Source organism: Flavobacterium chuncheonense (assembly GCF_042686145.1).
In the GTDB taxonomy this organism is placed as follows: Bacteria; Bacteroidota; Bacteroidia; order Flavobacteriales; family Flavobacteriaceae; genus Flavobacterium; species Flavobacterium chuncheonense.
In genome coordinates this window covers 38,364-54,088 of sequence record NZ_JBHUPC010000017.1, presented here as the reverse complement: position 1 = coordinate 54,088, position 15,725 = coordinate 38,364, and the positions used below count along the sequence as shown (strand labels likewise).

Below are 15,725 nucleotides of genomic sequence, written 5' to 3'. Positions count from 1 at the left end.
TGTTATGAAAAAATTAGCAATACAATTTATTTTAGGTTTAAGTGTACTACTACTTTCGAGTTGTGAAAAAGTAGTCGACATAGAATTGGATAATGCTGAACCTAAATTAGTCATCGATGCACTTATACGTTGGCAAAAAGGAACTTCTGGTAACGAACAATTAATCAAGTTAAGTTTAACGAATGACTTTTATACTAGTGATATTCTTCCAGCTAATGGAGCTACAGTTACACTAACAAATAGTGCAAACGAAATTTTTACATTTACAGAACTTCAACAATCGGGTAACTATGTTTGTATTAATTTCAATCCTGTTGTTAATGAAACATACACCCTAAATGTTACTTATGCAGGCCAATCGTATACTGCAACCAATCAACTTTTAGCTACACCAAGTATCACTAATGTTGAACAAGAAACGGTTCCTGGTTTTTCTGGAGAAGATGAAATTCAAATAAAATATTATTTCCAAGACGATGGAAATGTAGATAATTACTATTTGTTAGGCGTCATAAATCCTAATAAAGAAATACCTGAATTTGGAGTAGTTGAAGATGAATTTTTACAAGGAAATGAAATTTTTGGCTTTTATGGCAGTAGTGAGACAGAGCCTGGGATTACATTAAAACTGAGTGTCGAAAATATTACATTGGGCTTTTTCAATTACATGAGCAAATTAATTGCCGTTGCGAGTAGCTCTGGAAATCCTTTTGCTACTCCACCTGTTACTTTACGTGGTAATATTATTAATGAAACCAATACCGAAAATTACCCATTGGGTTATTTTCACCTCTCGGAAATTGATGCTATCGATTACACCGTACAATAAATTTTATACTTTAACCATTTAAAACAAACCCAATGTCATCACATCACATAGTTCGAGACGATCAAGAACCTGCATTAATCATTGCTAATGGAGCTGCTTGTAGTGAAGAATTATTAGGACAATTACTAGAATGGTCGCCTTTGGTAATTGTTTTAGATTCAGCTATCGACAGGGTATTGGAATTAGGCATAAAAGTAGACGTATTATTAGGCGATTTTGACAGAGGGTTTGATGCTGATTCGTACAAAGAAAAGCAATATCCTATTGAAATTGTTCACACACCCAATCAAGACAAAACCGACTTGGAAAAAGCCTTTGACTATTTAATCAATCGTGGAATTCCAGCTGTAAATGTGGTTTGGGCTACTGGGAAACGTACCGATCACACCATTACTAACATCACCAATATTGTTCAGTTTCGTAATCAATTAAAAATTGTAATTCTAGACGACCATTCAAAGGTATTTTTACTTCCGAATAAATTTGAAAAATGGTATCCTAAAAACACTCCGCTATCGCTTATTCCAATAGGTGAAGTTTCAGGAATCCACTCTCAAAATCTATATTATCCCTTAGAAAACGACACCTTAACCATAGGCTATCGTACAGGAAGTAGTAATCACGTTAACCATGATGGTATTGTAACCATTGAACATGAAAAAGGTGATTTATTATTAATGGAATGTTGGGACTAATTTTGTTTTTTCATTCCAACATTCAACCCCCACCCCATCTTTTTCTTACTATAAAACAATAACTCGTCTTTTTTCTTATGGTCAAATCGAGCGGTTACAGTGGTCATATCAATTTCATTTTTTTCACCACATAATTCCGGTTGGAAAATAATTTTACTTTTCTCTTGAAACCATGTTCCTTTTCCTTTAAAATATTCATCAGGACCATATTCTTTGTTTATCCTTCTATGAATATTAATTTCATAACTGAAATCTTCATTAAGTTTTAGATTATAAACAAATGGCCCTGCATTTACTGGTTCACTTTTATAATAATATTCACCCACAAAATCTTGGGAATAAGCAATCGAAAAAGAAATAAAGAAAAGTAATACTAATAAAGTTCTCATAAATGTAGTTTTTAATGCTAAAACCAAAAAGCATACCACATTTATTGAATCAAAATCTTTCTACTAAAACTTCCTTTATCCGAGTCTAAAAGAATCATATACATTCCTTTAGCCAAATGGGAAACATCTATAGTTTCAATAATATTAGGATTAGTAAACGTTTGATTTAAAACCACACTTCCATTAATCGCAACTAGCTTCAAAACTGTACTAATATTCGTCAATTGCCCAAAATGAATATTCAAGTAATCCTGACTTGGATTTGGAAAAAAGCTAATTTGCAAATCATTATCAAAACTTTGAGATGCTAAAGTAGAAGTAGCTACAGCAAAGTGTAACATAGCACCAGTTGCCGCTTTGGCCACATTATAATTATAAACGGGATCCATATTAACCAACAAATCCGTTGCGGAATGAGGGTGCGAGGATTCATTTGTTTCATAAAACCCCGTAATTACTTCATTGTTATCTTCAAAAGGCATATAATCCGAAGCATAAGCATAAGATAAATTAGTGTTTAACGGTGAATACAAACCTACACAAGTCATTAACTCGTTAGTAATAATATTTGAAGCAGCGTTATTTGTGGTTGGTGTACCGGTATCACGCTCACAAGTAATAGTATTATTTACTGCTCCAGCAACACCTCCAACTTCATCCAAATTGAATACTAACTTTATATCCATCTTTGGCGTGGTAGCATTAACCACATTGGAAACATAATGTTGACTTCCCACTAAACCATCTTCTTCCCCACTAAAATGGATAAACTTGATGGAATATTCTGTTGGGATGTTTTGTAGTAACCGAGCCACTTCCAATATACTTGCTGTGCCACTTCCGTTGTCATTAGTACCTGTACCAATAATAGAATCATAATGACCACAAATAATAACATAGGTAGAAGGGTACAATGTTCCAACTTTGGTAACAATTAAATTTTTACAAGTATACCCAGCATTTGTATAGGTGTCTTCTTGTAATTGTCCCACCGAATAGCCATAACTCAAATATTTATTACGCAACCAATTGTAGGTGTTTTCAAGCGGAGCAGTTCCTCTTCGTTTAACTCCCAAAGCTTCAAATTCTGATAACGAACTACTAATATTCGATTGTGAAACTTGATTTACCACATCTGCATAAGATTGAATAAAAACTTGCCCATTACTCATTACACCCATAAAACAGAAAAAAACAAAAATCAATCGCTGAAACATTTGTTAAAAATAATATAATTTAAACCTTTACTTTTTATAATTGTAACAAATATAAAATTTTAGATGATTAAATAGCGAATTAAACTTTAAAAACAAACTTTGTCTTAAATTTGCAAAAAGGCACTTTAAAAAATGAAATTCCAAGTCGTTTCCGATTACAAACCAACTGGTGATCAACCGCAAGCCATTGAAAAACTATCAAAAGGCATATTGAACGGGGAGAAATACCAAACTTTACTAGGGGTAACAGGTTCTGGTAAGACTTTTACTGTGGCAAATGTGGTGCAAGAAGTACAAAAGCCTACTCTGATTTTAGCACATAACAAAACGTTGGCTGCCCAATTATACTCGGAATTCAAACAGTTTTTTCCAAATAACTCAGTGCAATACTTTGTATCCTACTATGATTACTATCAACCTGAAGCTTTTATTCCAGTTACAGGAACCTATATTGAAAAGGACTTATCGATAAATGATGAACTTGAAAAACTTCGTTTAAGCACTACTTCTGCTTTATTATCAGGAAGGCGTGACATTATCGTTATCTCATCAGTATCCTGTTTGTATGGTATTGGTAATCCTGTTGAATTTCAAAAAAACGTAATTTCTGTAGAGCGCGATCAAGTTATTTCGCGTACCAAATTATTACACCGTTTGGTTCAAAGTTTGTATGCACGAACAGAAGCAGAATTTACACCTGGTACTTTCCGAATAAAAGGAGATACTGTTGAAGTGTTTCCTAGTTATGCCGATGAACCTTTCCGTATTCACTTCTTTGGTGACGAAATTGAAGAAATTGAAGCTTTTGACCCGAGAACAGCACAAGTTATTGAAAAATACGAAAAACTAAACATTTACCCCGCCAATATGTTTGTAACCTCTCCGGATGTGTTGCAAAACGCTATTTGGGCTATCCAACAGGATTTGGTTAAACAAGTAGATTATTTCAAAGAAATTGGCAAACATTTAGAAGCCAAACGACTTGAGGAACGTACCAATTTCGATTTGGAAATGATTCGAGAATTGGGTTACTGTTCTGGAATTGAAAATTATTCCCGTTATTTAGATGGTCGTGAGGCAGGAACAAGGCCATTCTGCCTTTTAGATTATTTTCCAGATGACTACTTAATGGTGGTTGATGAAAGTCACGTTACCATTTCTCAAGTTCACGCTATGTATGGTGGTGACCGTAGTCGTAAAGAAAACTTAGTAGAATATGGCTTCCGATTACCAGCTGCTATGGACAACCGTCCTTTAAAGTTTGAGGAATTTGAAGCGCTTCAAAATCAAGTAGTATATGTTTCAGCTACACCCGCTGATTACGAATTACAAAAGACTGAGGGAGTATACGTAGAACAAGTAATTCGTCCTACAGGTTTATTGGATCCTATTATAGAAATTCGTCCGAGTGAAAATCAAATAGATGATTTAATTGAAGAAATACAACAACGTTGCGAAAAGGACGAGCGTGTTTTGGTAACTACTTTGACCAAACGTATGGCAGAAGAATTGGCCAAATACTTGACAAAAGTTGCCATTCGATGCCGTTACATTCATTCGGACGTGGATACCTTAGAACGTGTTGAAATCATGCAAGATTTACGTAAAGGGATTTTTGATGTATTAATTGGAGTGAACTTACTGCGTGAAGGATTAGATTTACCTGAAGTATCTTTGGTAGCCATATTAGATGCCGACAAAGAAGGGTTCTTAAGAAGTCATCGTTCCTTAACACAGACTGTGGGTCGTGCTGCTCGTAATGTAAACGGTAAAGCTATTATGTATGCTGATAAAATTACCAATAGTATGCAAAAAACTATTGACGAAACCAATTACAGAAGAGAGAAGCAAATACGATACAATACCGAAAATAACCTTTCTCCTAAAGCTTTGAATAAAAGTCTAGGAAGTGCTCTAGGTGGGAACTCAGTTTCAACACAATATTACGAAAACAAAGCACTAAAAGCTGCAGAGCCGGAAAGCGAATACTTATCAAAGCCTGAAATCGAAAAGAAAATAAGAGAAAAACGTAAAGCGATGGAAAAAGCTGCAAAAGACCTTGACTTTATGCAGGCAGCAAAACTTCGTGACGAAATAAAAGTTTTACAAGATAAATTATAAAAACATGAGCAAATTAGACACGATTTTAGCCTCAAATGATGAAATTGAAATTATTGAAGCTATTGGAACAATTATTTGGGGTAAAAAACAAGAAGAGGACTCTCTTACAGAAGGAGAAACTGCTTTTGTTTTAATTGATATTTTTGAAGGAGCTATGCAAGAAGGAGGTTTTCAATACTTTTTCGAAAATGAAACGGGTAATTTTGCACGCGAGATTGTAGATGCTTATAAAAAAATTGGAGCTCCAAAAACCGCAAATATTATTGCAAAAGCTATAGGTTTATTTGGCATCAACAATTATCATGATGCTTTTGATAAAAGAATCGCTACCATTTCAAAACTTGACGAAAAAGTACTGTCAGGCTGGGAAGATTTAGATGAAATTTTCTTCAATGATGAACAAGAAGAAGATGTAGTTGCGTTAATTGTAACTTACATTCGTAACCATAAAACTGAATTCCCAAGCTAATTAATTGTGCTGTTCACTAAACACTGATAACAAAACATCGCCATCTACCATACCATTTGGCGATTGTTTCATCAGATGCAAAACACGCTTCATAGCATAAGGATTTAGTCCCATGTTTATACCTATCTCATTAATCTTAATAGTTTCTGCATCATGTAAAATACCGTCAGAATGCATCAACAATGCCAATCGGTAAAATTGACAAATACGATGAAACTCGTCTTTAATGACTTTTGATTCATTTTTTTTATCAAACAGCTTGTGAAGAGTGCTTTTATCAACTTCCAATTCCATAGCCACCATTTCGATAAAATCATACTCACGATCGTGTAACTCTCCATCAACAAGCGCAAAAGAAATCATCTCCTGCAACAAACTTATTTTTTCTTGATAGTCTTCCATAATCGTATAATCTTTTTGTAAAAATAATAATTCTAAGTTTAATTGGGTATCTTTGAACTTTATTTTTACATCATGACAAATAACGATATTTTTAAAAAACTTAGAGTAGCCCTACAACTTCGTGACGATCAAATTGTTGAAATTTTAGAATTGGTCGACTTTAGAATTTCCAAAGGTGAATTGGGTAATTTTTTCCGTGACGAGAAACATCCAAAATACATGGAATGTGGTGATCAAGTTTTGCGTAATTTTTTAAATGCGTTAGTTATTCACCTCAGAGGTACAAAGGAAAATCCTAAAAACCCTTTAGATGTTATCAAGAGTCATAAAGATTTCAAATCGACTGATAACAACACCGAATCAAAACCAAAAACAGATAAACCTAAGGAAACTAAAAAACCGTTTAACAAAAAGAAACCAGTTGCTAAAAAACAGCCTATTGTTGAAAAAGTGAGATTTAAAAACGGAAAAAACAAGTCGAAAGATTAGTTGTAAATTCCTTGTCTCTTTTTGTATTTTTGAACATTACTTTTACAGAAAACCCTTATATTTGACTAAACAAAAACTAAATGCAGTTTAAACACCCAGAGATTCTATACTTACTTTTTCTGTTGGTTATTCCAATTTTAGTCCATTTATTTCAATTACGCAGGTTTAAAAAGCAACACTTTACAAACGTTAAGTTATTAAGAGAACTGCAACAACAAACACGTAAAAGTAAATCTTTGAAAAAATGGTTATTATTAACCACGCGCCTTTTATTATTAAGTTGTCTAATTTTGGCTTTTGCCCAACCCTACTTTAATGCAGTTGATGCGCAAAATAGAGACCGTGAACTTGTTGTTATTCTTGACAACTCGTTTTCCATGCAAGCTAAAGGAGATAAAGGAGAACTTTTAAAAAGAAGTGTTCAAGATATTTTAGAACAGTTTGCTCCTACCCAACAATTCTCCCTTTTAACCAACGATGAAGTTTTCTGGGATATCGATAGTAAAGCTATTCAAAAAGAATTACAAAACTTACAATACAGTTCTATCCCATTTGATTTAGATAATCGATTGTTACAAGTGTCAGCAAAAAAGAAAAATACAACTTTTGATTATCTGATAATTACTGATGCTATTGCCGCAAACAGTAAAAATGCTTCGCAATTAACGATTGCAAATAAAGTCTACTTTTTACAACCTAAAGCACAAAACAAAAACAATGTTAGCATTGAGAGTGTTCGCCTAACCAATACACTTGATTCCTTTTATGAAATCAGTATTGATTTAAAAGCCTTCGGTACTTTTGAAAATGAAATTAGCTTAACACTTTTTGAAGATGATAAAGTAACTGCTAAAACACAGGTAAATTTTGATAAGATTGAAAAAACAATTACACTTTCAATTCCCAAAAAAGCATTCAATGGTAAAGTCAGCATTCAAGATAATTGTCTAGAATATGACAATAACTTTTACTTTAGTATTTCTCAGCCTGAAAAACTTAATGCTTTAGTAATTGGAGATAATGATAAAAGTGATTTCTTGAAAAGAATATTAGTAGCGGATGAATTCCAATTAACAACAACTTCTTTAAAGGAATTGGATTACAATATAATTGAAGGGCAACATGCGGTAATTTTAAATGAAATCAAAGAAATACCGCAATCATTAACCACAACTCTAAAGGCGTTTTATGACAAAGGAGGAAGTGTGATTTTAATCCCTTCTACAGAATGTACAGCGACAAACCTGACCAGTTTTGCTCAAAAGTTTGGAAATTTAGCGTTTGCTAAAAATGAAAACAGCGATAAACAAATCACCAATATTAACTTCGATCATCCTATTTTTAATCAAGTTTTTGAAAAAAGAGTAAGCAACTTTCAATACCCAAAAGTTAATCAAAGTTTTTCCCTTATTGGCAACACATTTGCAGCATTAAAATTTGAAGACCAAACCCCTTTTTTAAGTTCTGTTAGCAATAAAATTGGGAGTTTTTACATTTTTTCGGCGGCTATTTCAAAACAAAATTCGAACTTTCAAAATTCACCTTTAATTGTACCTGCTGTTTACAATATGGTTAAATCGCAAACAGTAGCGCAAAACATTTTTTATACTATTGGAGAAAATGAAACCATGTATATCGATGCTACTCTCAACAAAGATGATGTAATTGCTGTGGCCAATTCGAATTACAGTTTTATCCCGCTGCAACAAATATTATCCACTAAAGTAAAATTATCTTTTGGTGATTACCCAGAAAAAGCAGGAAATTACACCATAAACCAACAAACGAAAAACTTACAAAATATAAGTTTTAATTATCCTCGAACAGAAAGCAATTTAAACGAGGACAACTCCATAATTTATAGTAATTTTGCGAAAATAAATTCAATTGAAGAAGCATTAAACGAATTACATTCTTTAAGAACGGACACCGTGATTTGGAAATGGTTTTTAATAGCAACACTGCTCTTTTTATTGATTGAAATTCTAATCCAAAAATTTGTAAAATGACAACTGTTTTAATCAAACAAGTAATTATACAGGACCCAAAGAGTCCTTTTCATAATCAAACCGTTGACATCAAAATCGAAAACGGAATTATTACCGCAATAGCACCGAATATTGATTCTGAAGCACATTATGAATTGGTAGAATATCAAAATCTTAATGTTTCTCAAGGTTGGATGGATTGTTCAGTATCATTTGGAGAACCTGGATATGAAGATAGAGAAACTATAACAAATGGATTAAATACTGCTGCTAAAAGTGGTTTTACTGCAGTAGCTTTACAACCAAACAGTCTCCCAATAATAGACAATCAAGCTCAAGTAAAGTTTGTTTTAGACAAAGCAAAAGAGCACCCAACAAACTTATACCCTATTGGAGCTTTAACAAAAAATAGCGAAGGTGAAGATCTTGCGGAACTTTTTGATATGCAAAATGCTGGGGCAATTGCTTTTGGCGATTATAAAAAAGCGATTCAAAATGCCAACATTCAAAAAATTGCCTTACAATATGTGCAAGATTTCGATGGACTCGTAATCAGTTTTTCTCAAGACAATAATTTAAAAGGAAAAGGTATCGTTCACGAAGGTATTGTTTCTACATCTTTAGGTCTAAAAGGAATCCCAAGTTTAACAGAAGAATTACACATAGCACGCAATTTATTTCTTTTGGAATACACAGGTGGTAAAATGCACATCCCAACCATTTCAAGTGAAAAATCTGTTGCGTTAATCAAAGAAGCAAAAGCAAAAGGATTGAATGTAACGTGCAGTGTCACGGTTCACAACTTAGTGTTTACAGATGAAGTACTAACAAGTTTTGATTCACGCTATAAAGTTAACCCTCCACTAAGAGACGAAAAGGCACGAAAAACACTTATTGAAGCAGTACTTGACGGAACTATTGATTGCATTACATCTGACCATAACCCTTTGGATATCGAATTGAAAAAATTAGAATTTGATATGGCTAAAGATGGTACAATTGGTTTAGAAAGTGCTTTTGGTGCTTTAATGACAGTATTACCTTTAAAAGTGATTATTGAAAAATTAACAGCAGCAAAAACAATTTTCGGAATTGCAGAAAACACAATTACTGTAGGAAATAAAGCAGAATTGAGTCTGTTTACCACTTCAAACGAATGGACATTTAGTAAAGAAAACATCCTTTCAAAATCTAAAAATTCAGCCTTTTTAGGACAAAATATGAAAGGTAAAGCCATTGGTATTTTTAACAACGGAAAATTAATCACACAATAAGAGACATTATCATGAACGACATTGAAAAAGGTAAAAACACCGCTTTAATAAGTTATATTACAATTATTGGAAGTGTTATCGCTATTTTAATGAATCAAGAGGAAAAGAAAAGCGAATTTGCTAGTTTTCATATTCGCCAAGCTTTGGGTATTTTTTTAACATTTTTTCTATTAGGATATCCTATTGGTTACTTTGACAGTTGGATGGTTTCTTCTGCATTTTGGTTATTCATTTTTATCTTATGGTTTTATGGTTTCTTAGGTGCCTTAAATGGTGAGAAAAAAATCGTCCCTTTAGTTGGAGAGTTTTACCAAAAACTGTTTAAAAATTTATAAGCCCACAATTAATGAACTTACATTATCTCATAAGAGAACCCAAAATAAAACAACAACAAAACCCAGTTTTAATTTTACTACACGGGTATGGAAGTAACGAGGAAGACCTATTTACATTTGCCTCTGACTTACCAGAAGAATATTATGTAATTTCCGTTCGTGCTCCATATAATTTACAACCTTATGGACATGCATGGTATGCTATCCATTTTGATGCTGATGAAAATAAGTTTTCCGATGACAATCAAGCACGAGCATCACGTGATATAATCGCCGGATTTATAGACGAAATTACAAACCAATATCCAATTGATAAAAAGCAAGTTACACTTATCGGTTTTAGTCAAGGGGCTATTTTAAGTTACGCAACAGCCCTATCGTATCCCGAAAAGGTAGCGCGTGTAGTTGCACTAAGTGGTTATTTAAACGAAAAGATTCTTACTGAAGATTTCATAAACAAAGACAATAAACATTTACAATTCTTTGTTTCACACGGTTCTGTTGATCAAGTGATTCCTGTAGAATGGGCACGTAAAACTAAACCTTTTATTGAAAATTTAGGATTACCTATTGAATACCACGAATACCCTGTAGGACATGGTGTAGCGCCTCAAAATTTTTATGATTTTAAAAATTGGTTAATCCAAACCAAATAAAATAGAAAAGCTCTCAACTAAAAATTGAGAGCTTTTCCGTAAAAACAAACTAAACAAAATTTACCTTATGACTTAGGCAAAACTACTGTATCTACTACATGAATAACTCCGTTTTTCTGAAATACATCTGCAATAGTAATTTTTGAATTGTTCCCGTTCTCATCAGTAATGTAAAGATCATTCCCTTTCATCCAAGCGGTCAAACTAGCACCACTTACTGTTTTAAACGTATATTTACCTCTACCCTCTTTTATAGCCTTCTTAATATCTTTAGCACTCCACTTACCCGCTGCAACATGATATTTCAAAATAGTTTGTAACATTTCTTTATTTTCAGGTTTCAACAAAGTCTCTACAGTCCCCATTGGAAGTTTATCAAATGCTTCATTTGTGGGTGCAAAAACAGTAAACGGACCTTCAGACATTAAAACATCTACCAATCCTGCCGCTTTAACAGCCGCGACTAAGGTTGTATGATCTTTAGAATTAACAGCATTCTCCACTATATTTTTATTTGGATACATTGGTGCTCCACCTACTTCAACGGTTTTACTCATCCCTTGTGCAAAACTTTGTGTTCCAAAAAACATACTTACTGCAACAAGAGTTGTTGCTAAAAAATTGTTGGTTCTCATCCTTTTTAATTTTAAAGTTATACTGGCATTTACGAGATAACTTTGAACTTGGTTTTCTGAAAATAAAAAATAAAACAAAAAAACATTAAACAACATTTCCATAATATTTTATTACTTTTGAACTTCATTTAAAATTCATATTATGGCAACGATAACATTAGGAGGAAATACTATACACACTAACGGAGAACTACCTTCAAAAGGAACAAAATTTACGGATTTCAAACTAGTTAATACTGATTTAAGCATTACTACTTTAGCTGATTTTGCAGGTCAAAAATTAGTTTTAAATATTTTCCCAAGTATTGATACTGGAACCTGTGCTACTTCTGTTCGTCAGTTTAATCAAAAAGCAAGCACACTAGAAAACACTAAAGTTTTATGTATTTCACGTGATTTACCATTTGCTCAAAAGCGTTTTTGTGGAGCTGAAGGAATTGAAAATGTTGTTAATTTATCTGATTTTCAAGATGGTAGTTTCGGAAAAACAAACGGTTTAGAAATTATTGACGGACCATTAAAAGGACTACACTCAAGAGTAATCATCATTTTAGACGAAAATGGAATTGTAAAATATACTGAGCAAGTTCCTGAAATCGCTAATGAACCAAATTACGAATCTGCCTTAGCAGCACTATAGTATTTTAATGGCAGGATTTCAAAAAGACGAAACTTTATTTACAGGTCGCCTTAAAAGTATGGTTTTTGCTGCTAAAGGGGCTTATAAGCTTATCACAACTGAACACAGCGTTATGGTTCAGTTTTCAATAGGCATTTTAGTAACTATTGCTGGTTTTTATTTCAATATCACCAAATCTGAATGGTTAGTCCAAACACTAGCTATTGGATTAGTATTAGGTATTGAAGGTTTAAATACATCAGTAGAAAAAATAGCCGATTTTATTCACCCAAATTATCATGAACGTATAGGGTTTATTAAAGATATTGCAGCTGGTGCTGTATTTTTTGCTGCCATGACGGCTATAGCTGTCGCAGCTATAATTTATATTCCGTATATCGTTTAATTTCCTATTTTTGTAATATAGCGCATATTTAATGGCAAAAAAGAAACAAGACACATCCAAAAGTTCAGCTAAAAAAGAGAAACGCAATTGGAAACCTAATAGGCAACAAAAATTTGCAATTGGCGTACTTTTAACGTTATTAGCAATTGCCTTGTTATTGTCATTTATCTCCTATTTCGTAACAGGAAACTACGATCAAAGTCAAGTAGAACAAGTATTTGACCGAAATACTAATGTAAACAATTGGCTAGGAAAGTTTGGTGCTTACCTAGCTGATTTTTTCCTATACCACGGTTTTGGTATTGCTTCATTTATTTTTGTTAGAATCTTTTTGTTGACTGGAATCTATCTTATTTTAGATTTAGCGCTTGGTAAACTCAAAAAAGTATTTTTTTGGGATTTTTACCTTATTATAATTCTTTCCGTCTTATTTGGTTTTTTCTGGGATTATATTCCACAATTAGCAGGAACTATAGGCTATGAAATGAATTTATTTATTCAAGATTATATTGGAAAAGTTGGAACGTTACTAGTTCTCCTTTTTGGAATTGTAATTTTTATGGTCTTCAAAATCAAAATTTCACCTGATGCTGTCAAGGAATTCTTTGAAAAATCAAACCAAACATTTCAAAAGGAGTTTGAAAACAATGAAGATACTAGTATCAAACCATCGCCTATTCCGAGTTTTGACAATACCCCTTTAACCGATAGCTTTACAGAATCTACCAAAGAAGATGATGATTTTATAATCCGTGAGGATGACGATGCAATTTCAAAAATTGAGTTAAAACCAACTTCAAATTTTGAAATCAACAAAGAGGCATTAAAGCCAACCATATCTATGGCTTCAGAACTTAGTTTGGAGCCAAAAGTTAAAGATTTACCTATTGATGTTCTAGAGAACGAAGACGACTTTTCAATTACAGACCATTCAGAGTCAGAAGAAGTTAGTGATTTTGTAATTGAAAAAACAACGGAAGAAGAGGTACTAGATGGTAATTTAGCCGCTAAATTGGTACAAGATTTCGGAGAATTTGACCCAACGTTAGAACTATCCAATTACCAGTTTCCACCTGTTGATTTATTAAAAGAATACTCTACAGGGGGTATAACTATTGACCAAAATGAATTAGAAAACAATAAAAACCGAATTGTAGAAACATTGAAAAACTACAATATTGGTATTACACAGATAAAAGCTACGGTAGGTCCTACCGTAACCCTATATGAAATTGTTCCAGATGCCGGAATTCGAATTTCAAAAATTAAAAACTTAGAAGACGATATTGCACTTTCGCTATCTGCATTAGGAATTCGTATTATTGCGCCAATTCCAGGAAAGGGAACCATAGGTATTGAAGTTCCAAATAACAAACCGACTATGGTATCCATGAAAACGGTGATTGCCTCTCCTAAATTCCAACAAGCAGAAATGGAATTACCTATTGCACTTGGTAAAACTATTTCAAATGAGACTTTTGTAGTCGACTTAGCTAAAATGCCGCACTTATTGATGGCAGGTGCTACAGGACAAGGTAAATCGGTAGGTTTGAATGCAATTTTAGCTTCTTTATTGTACAAAAAACATCCTGCTGAAGTAAAATTTGTTTTGGTGGATCCAAAAAAGGTTGAATTAACGCTATTCAATAAAATTGAACGTCACTATTTGGCTAAACTACCAGATACAGAAGACGCGATTATAACTGACAATACTAAAGTAATCAATACTTTAAACTCACTTTGTATTGAAATGGACAACCGCTATTCTTTACTTAAAGATGCAATGGTTCGTAACATTAAAGAATACAATGAGAAATTCAGACTTCGTAAACTAAACCCAGAAAACGGACACCGCTTTTTACCCTATATCGTATTAGTTGTCGATGAGTTTGCAGATTTGATTATGACAGCTGGTAAAGAAGTCGAAACGCCTATTGCACGTCTAGCACAGTTAGCAAGAGCCATTGGAATCCACTTAATTATCGCCACACAACGCCCATCTGTAAATGTAATTACGGGTATGATTAAGGCCAATTTCCCTGCGCGTATCGCATTCCGTGTAATGTCGAAAATAGACTCACGCACTATTTTAGATGCAGGGGGAGCTGATCAATTGATTGGACGTGGAGACCTTTTGTATACTAACGGAAACGACATGGTTCGTGTACAATGTGCTTTCATTGACACACCTGAGGTAGAAAAGGTTTGTGACTTCATCGGAGGCCAAAAAGCATACCCTGATGCTTACCAACTTCCAGAGTATATTGGTGAGGAAAGTGGCACGACTCTTGATATTGACATCAACGACCGAGATTCACTATTCAGAGAAGCTGCAGAAGTAATTGTAACAGCACAACAAGGTAGTGCATCATTGATACAGCGTAAGCTGAAATTGGGCTATAACCGCGCTGGTAGAATAATTGACCAATTAGAAGCAGCTGGTATTGTAGGACCATTTGAAGGAAGTAAAGCGCGTTCGGTTTTAATTCCAGATTTAACAGCACTAGAACATTTTTTAAACAACGAACAAAACAAATAATACAATGAAAAAGATTATACAGATTGCATGTATTTTACTAATCAGTTTTTCCATTCAAGCACAAAATGACCAAAAAGCCAAAGGTTTACTAGATGACGTTTCGGCTAAAATAAAAAGTTATAACAATATCATCATCGATTTTAAATACGCATTAAACAATCCAAAAGAGAATATCAACCAAGAAAGTAAAGGTAATGTAGCTATTGAAGGCGTAACTTCTGGAAAATACAACTTAAACTTTATGGGCGTTACCAAAATTTTTGACGGAAAAAAGGTATATACTATTGTCCCTGAAGATGAAGAAATAAGTATTTCAAAGTTTGATGAAAACGATAAGGATGCTATTACACCAAACAAGATGTTGACTTTTTTTAACTCAGGATTCAAATATGTTTGGGATCAGTTATTAGACATCAAAGGACGCAAAATTCAGTACATCAAACTTATTCCAATAAGTTCAAAAGACCAACGCAAAGAAATTTTAATTGGAATTGATCCACAAACCAAACACATTTACAATATTATTGAAATTGGTAAAAATGGTACAAGAACGACTTTAACTGTTAATTCTTTTAAAACAAGTCAGCCTTTATCGAAAAATCATTTTACCTTTACGGAATCAAAATATCCAAATTACTACATCAATCGCTTAGATTAATTTT

At 33.3% G+C, this 15,725-nt stretch carries 17 protein-coding genes; 13 read left to right on the top strand and 4 right to left on the bottom strand.

Annotation, left to right across the window (positions count from 1 at the left end):
* Window positions 1–4 precede the first annotated feature (4 nt).
* Window positions 5–829 (top strand): DUF4249 family protein, encoded by an 825-nt coding sequence (locus ACFS5J_RS11510; RefSeq protein ID WP_379812339.1) that lies wholly within the window; start codon window positions 5–7, stop codon window positions 827–829.
* 32 nt (window positions 830–861) lie between these two features.
* Window positions 862–1,524, top strand: coding sequence for a thiamine diphosphokinase (locus ACFS5J_RS11505; RefSeq protein WP_379812338.1), 663 nt, complete (start codon window positions 862–864; stop codon window positions 1,522–1,524).
* Here ACFS5J_RS11505 and ACFS5J_RS11500 read toward each other — a convergent pair.
* A complete protein-coding gene (locus tag ACFS5J_RS11500) occupies window positions 1,521–1,913 on the bottom strand; it encodes a hypothetical protein (RefSeq protein ID WP_379812337.1) in 393 nt (130 codons plus the stop codon). The two genes, ACFS5J_RS11505 and ACFS5J_RS11500, sit on opposite strands and share 4 nt — an antisense overlap.
* A gap of 41 nt (window positions 1,914–1,954) precedes the next feature.
* The gene (locus ACFS5J_RS11495; protein ID WP_379812336.1) at window positions 1,955–3,118 is read right to left on the bottom strand and encodes a M28 family peptidase; all 1,164 of its coding nucleotides are present in this window, start codon (window positions 3,116–3,118) and stop codon (window positions 1,955–1,957) included.
* A 144-nt stretch (window positions 3,119–3,262) separates the two neighbouring features.
* On the opposite strand from ACFS5J_RS11495, the gene uvrB reads away from it, so the two are divergent.
* Both uvrB and ACFS5J_RS11485 read left to right on the top strand, forming a co-directional pair.
* On the top strand, window positions 3,263–5,251 hold the full coding sequence (gene uvrB, locus ACFS5J_RS11490; RefSeq protein ID WP_379812335.1) for an excinuclease ABC subunit UvrB: 1,989 nt from the start codon (window positions 3,263–3,265) through the stop codon (window positions 5,249–5,251).
* A gap of 4 nt (window positions 5,252–5,255) precedes the next feature.
* Window positions 5,256–5,720, top strand: a complete 465-nt coding sequence (locus ACFS5J_RS11485; RefSeq protein WP_379812334.1) for a DMP19 family protein — start codon at window positions 5,256–5,258, stop codon at window positions 5,718–5,720.
* Here ACFS5J_RS11485 and ACFS5J_RS11480 read toward each other — a convergent pair whose 3' ends face one another.
* Window positions 5,721–6,122, bottom strand: coding sequence for a TerB family tellurite resistance protein (locus tag ACFS5J_RS11480; RefSeq protein WP_379812333.1), 402 nt, complete (start codon window positions 6,120–6,122; stop codon window positions 5,721–5,723).
* Window positions 6,123–6,194: 72 nt separating this feature from the next.
* On the opposite strand from ACFS5J_RS11480, the gene ACFS5J_RS11475 reads away from it, so the two are divergent.
* The 5 genes from ACFS5J_RS11475 (at window position 6,195) to ACFS5J_RS11455 (ending at window position 10,864) form a co-directional block, all read left to right on the top strand.
* The gene (locus ACFS5J_RS11475) at window positions 6,195–6,611 is read left to right on the top strand and encodes a DUF1456 family protein (protein WP_379812332.1); all 417 of its coding nucleotides are present in this window, start codon (window positions 6,195–6,197) and stop codon (window positions 6,609–6,611) included.
* An 80-nt stretch (window positions 6,612–6,691) separates the two neighbouring features.
* The gene (locus ACFS5J_RS11470) at window positions 6,692–8,620 is read left to right on the top strand and encodes a BatA domain-containing protein (RefSeq protein WP_379812331.1); all 1,929 of its coding nucleotides are present in this window, start codon (window positions 6,692–6,694) and stop codon (window positions 8,618–8,620) included.
* On the top strand, window positions 8,617–9,873 hold the full coding sequence (locus ACFS5J_RS11465) for a dihydroorotase (RefSeq protein ID WP_379812330.1): 1,257 nt from the start codon (window positions 8,617–8,619) through the stop codon (window positions 9,871–9,873). The genes ACFS5J_RS11470 and ACFS5J_RS11465 overlap by 4 nt, the downstream gene beginning before the upstream one ends.
* Before the next feature lie 11 nt (window positions 9,874–9,884).
* The gene (locus tag ACFS5J_RS11460; RefSeq protein WP_379812328.1) at window positions 9,885–10,208 is read left to right on the top strand and encodes a DUF4870 domain-containing protein; all 324 of its coding nucleotides are present in this window, start codon (window positions 9,885–9,887) and stop codon (window positions 10,206–10,208) included.
* A gap of 11 nt (window positions 10,209–10,219) precedes the next feature.
* Window positions 10,220–10,864, top strand: coding sequence for an alpha/beta hydrolase (locus ACFS5J_RS11455; protein ID WP_379812327.1), 645 nt, complete (start codon window positions 10,220–10,222; stop codon window positions 10,862–10,864).
* Between the two features lie 65 nt (window positions 10,865–10,929).
* Here the strand turns inward: ACFS5J_RS11455 and ACFS5J_RS11450 are convergent, their stop codons facing one another.
* A complete protein-coding gene (locus ACFS5J_RS11450; protein ID WP_379812326.1) occupies window positions 10,930–11,499 on the bottom strand; it encodes a fasciclin domain-containing protein in 570 nt (189 codons plus the stop codon).
* 142 nt (window positions 11,500–11,641) lie between these two features.
* On the opposite strand from ACFS5J_RS11450, the gene tpx reads away from it, so the two are divergent.
* The 4 genes from tpx to ACFS5J_RS11430 are packed head-to-tail and all read left to right on the top strand — an operon-like array spanning window position 11,642 to window position 15,721.
* Window positions 11,642–12,139 carry a thiol peroxidase gene (gene tpx, locus ACFS5J_RS11445; protein ID WP_379812324.1) on the top strand — a complete coding sequence of 166 codons (498 nt, stop codon included), beginning with the start codon at window positions 11,642–11,644 and terminating at the stop codon, window positions 12,137–12,139.
* Between the two features lie 7 nt (window positions 12,140–12,146).
* A complete protein-coding gene (locus ACFS5J_RS11440; RefSeq protein WP_379812323.1) occupies window positions 12,147–12,524 on the top strand; it encodes a diacylglycerol kinase family protein in 378 nt (125 codons plus the stop codon).
* A gap of 31 nt (window positions 12,525–12,555) precedes the next feature.
* Window positions 12,556–15,063, top strand: coding sequence for a DNA translocase FtsK (locus tag ACFS5J_RS11435; protein WP_379812322.1), 2,508 nt, complete (start codon window positions 12,556–12,558; stop codon window positions 15,061–15,063).
* Between the two features lie 4 nt (window positions 15,064–15,067).
* Window positions 15,068–15,721: a LolA family protein gene (locus tag ACFS5J_RS11430; RefSeq protein ID WP_379812321.1), complete on the top strand. Its 654-nt coding sequence runs from the start codon at window positions 15,068–15,070 to the stop codon at window positions 15,719–15,721.
* The last annotated feature ends 4 nt before the right edge of the window (window positions 15,722–15,725 follow it).

What these genes read in the sequence shown, in the direction of transcription:
- ACFS5J_RS11460 (WP_379812328.1), top strand. Translation starts at nt 9,885, where the DNA reads ATGAACGACATTGAAAAAGGTAAAAACACCGCTTTAATAAGTTATATT.
- ACFS5J_RS11430 (WP_379812321.1), top strand. Translation starts at nt 15,068, where the DNA reads ATGAAAAAGATTATACAGATTGCATGTATTTTACTAATCAGTTTTTCC.
- ACFS5J_RS11450 (WP_379812326.1), bottom strand. Translation starts at nt 11,499, where the DNA reads ATGAGAACCAACAATTTTTTAGCAACAACTCTTGTTGCAGTAAGTATG.
- ACFS5J_RS11485 (WP_379812334.1), top strand. Translation starts at nt 5,256, where the DNA reads ATGAGCAAATTAGACACGATTTTAGCCTCAAATGATGAAATTGAAATT.
- ACFS5J_RS11435 (WP_379812322.1), top strand. Translation starts at nt 12,556, where the DNA reads ATGGCAAAAAAGAAACAAGACACATCCAAAAGTTCAGCTAAAAAAGAG.
- ACFS5J_RS11505 (WP_379812338.1), top strand. Translation starts at nt 862, where the DNA reads ATGTCATCACATCACATAGTTCGAGACGATCAAGAACCTGCATTAATC.
- tpx (WP_379812324.1), top strand. Translation starts at nt 11,642, where the DNA reads ATGGCAACGATAACATTAGGAGGAAATACTATACACACTAACGGAGAA.
- ACFS5J_RS11475 (WP_379812332.1), top strand. Translation starts at nt 6,195, where the DNA reads ATGACAAATAACGATATTTTTAAAAAACTTAGAGTAGCCCTACAACTT.
- ACFS5J_RS11510 (WP_379812339.1), top strand. Translation starts at nt 5, where the DNA reads ATGAAAAAATTAGCAATACAATTTATTTTAGGTTTAAGTGTACTACTA.
- ACFS5J_RS11440 (WP_379812323.1), top strand. Translation starts at nt 12,147, where the DNA reads ATGGCAGGATTTCAAAAAGACGAAACTTTATTTACAGGTCGCCTTAAA.
- ACFS5J_RS11500 (WP_379812337.1), bottom strand. Translation starts at nt 1,913, where the DNA reads ATGAGAACTTTATTAGTATTACTTTTCTTTATTTCTTTTTCGATTGCT.
- ACFS5J_RS11455 (WP_379812327.1), top strand. Translation starts at nt 10,220, where the DNA reads ATGAACTTACATTATCTCATAAGAGAACCCAAAATAAAACAACAACAA.
- ACFS5J_RS11480 (WP_379812333.1), bottom strand. Translation starts at nt 6,122, where the DNA reads ATGGAAGACTATCAAGAAAAAATAAGTTTGTTGCAGGAGATGATTTCT.
- uvrB (WP_379812335.1), top strand. Translation starts at nt 3,263, where the DNA reads ATGAAATTCCAAGTCGTTTCCGATTACAAACCAACTGGTGATCAACCG.
- ACFS5J_RS11470 (WP_379812331.1), top strand. Translation starts at nt 6,692, where the DNA reads ATGCAGTTTAAACACCCAGAGATTCTATACTTACTTTTTCTGTTGGTT.
- ACFS5J_RS11465 (WP_379812330.1), top strand. Translation starts at nt 8,617, where the DNA reads ATGACAACTGTTTTAATCAAACAAGTAATTATACAGGACCCAAAGAGT.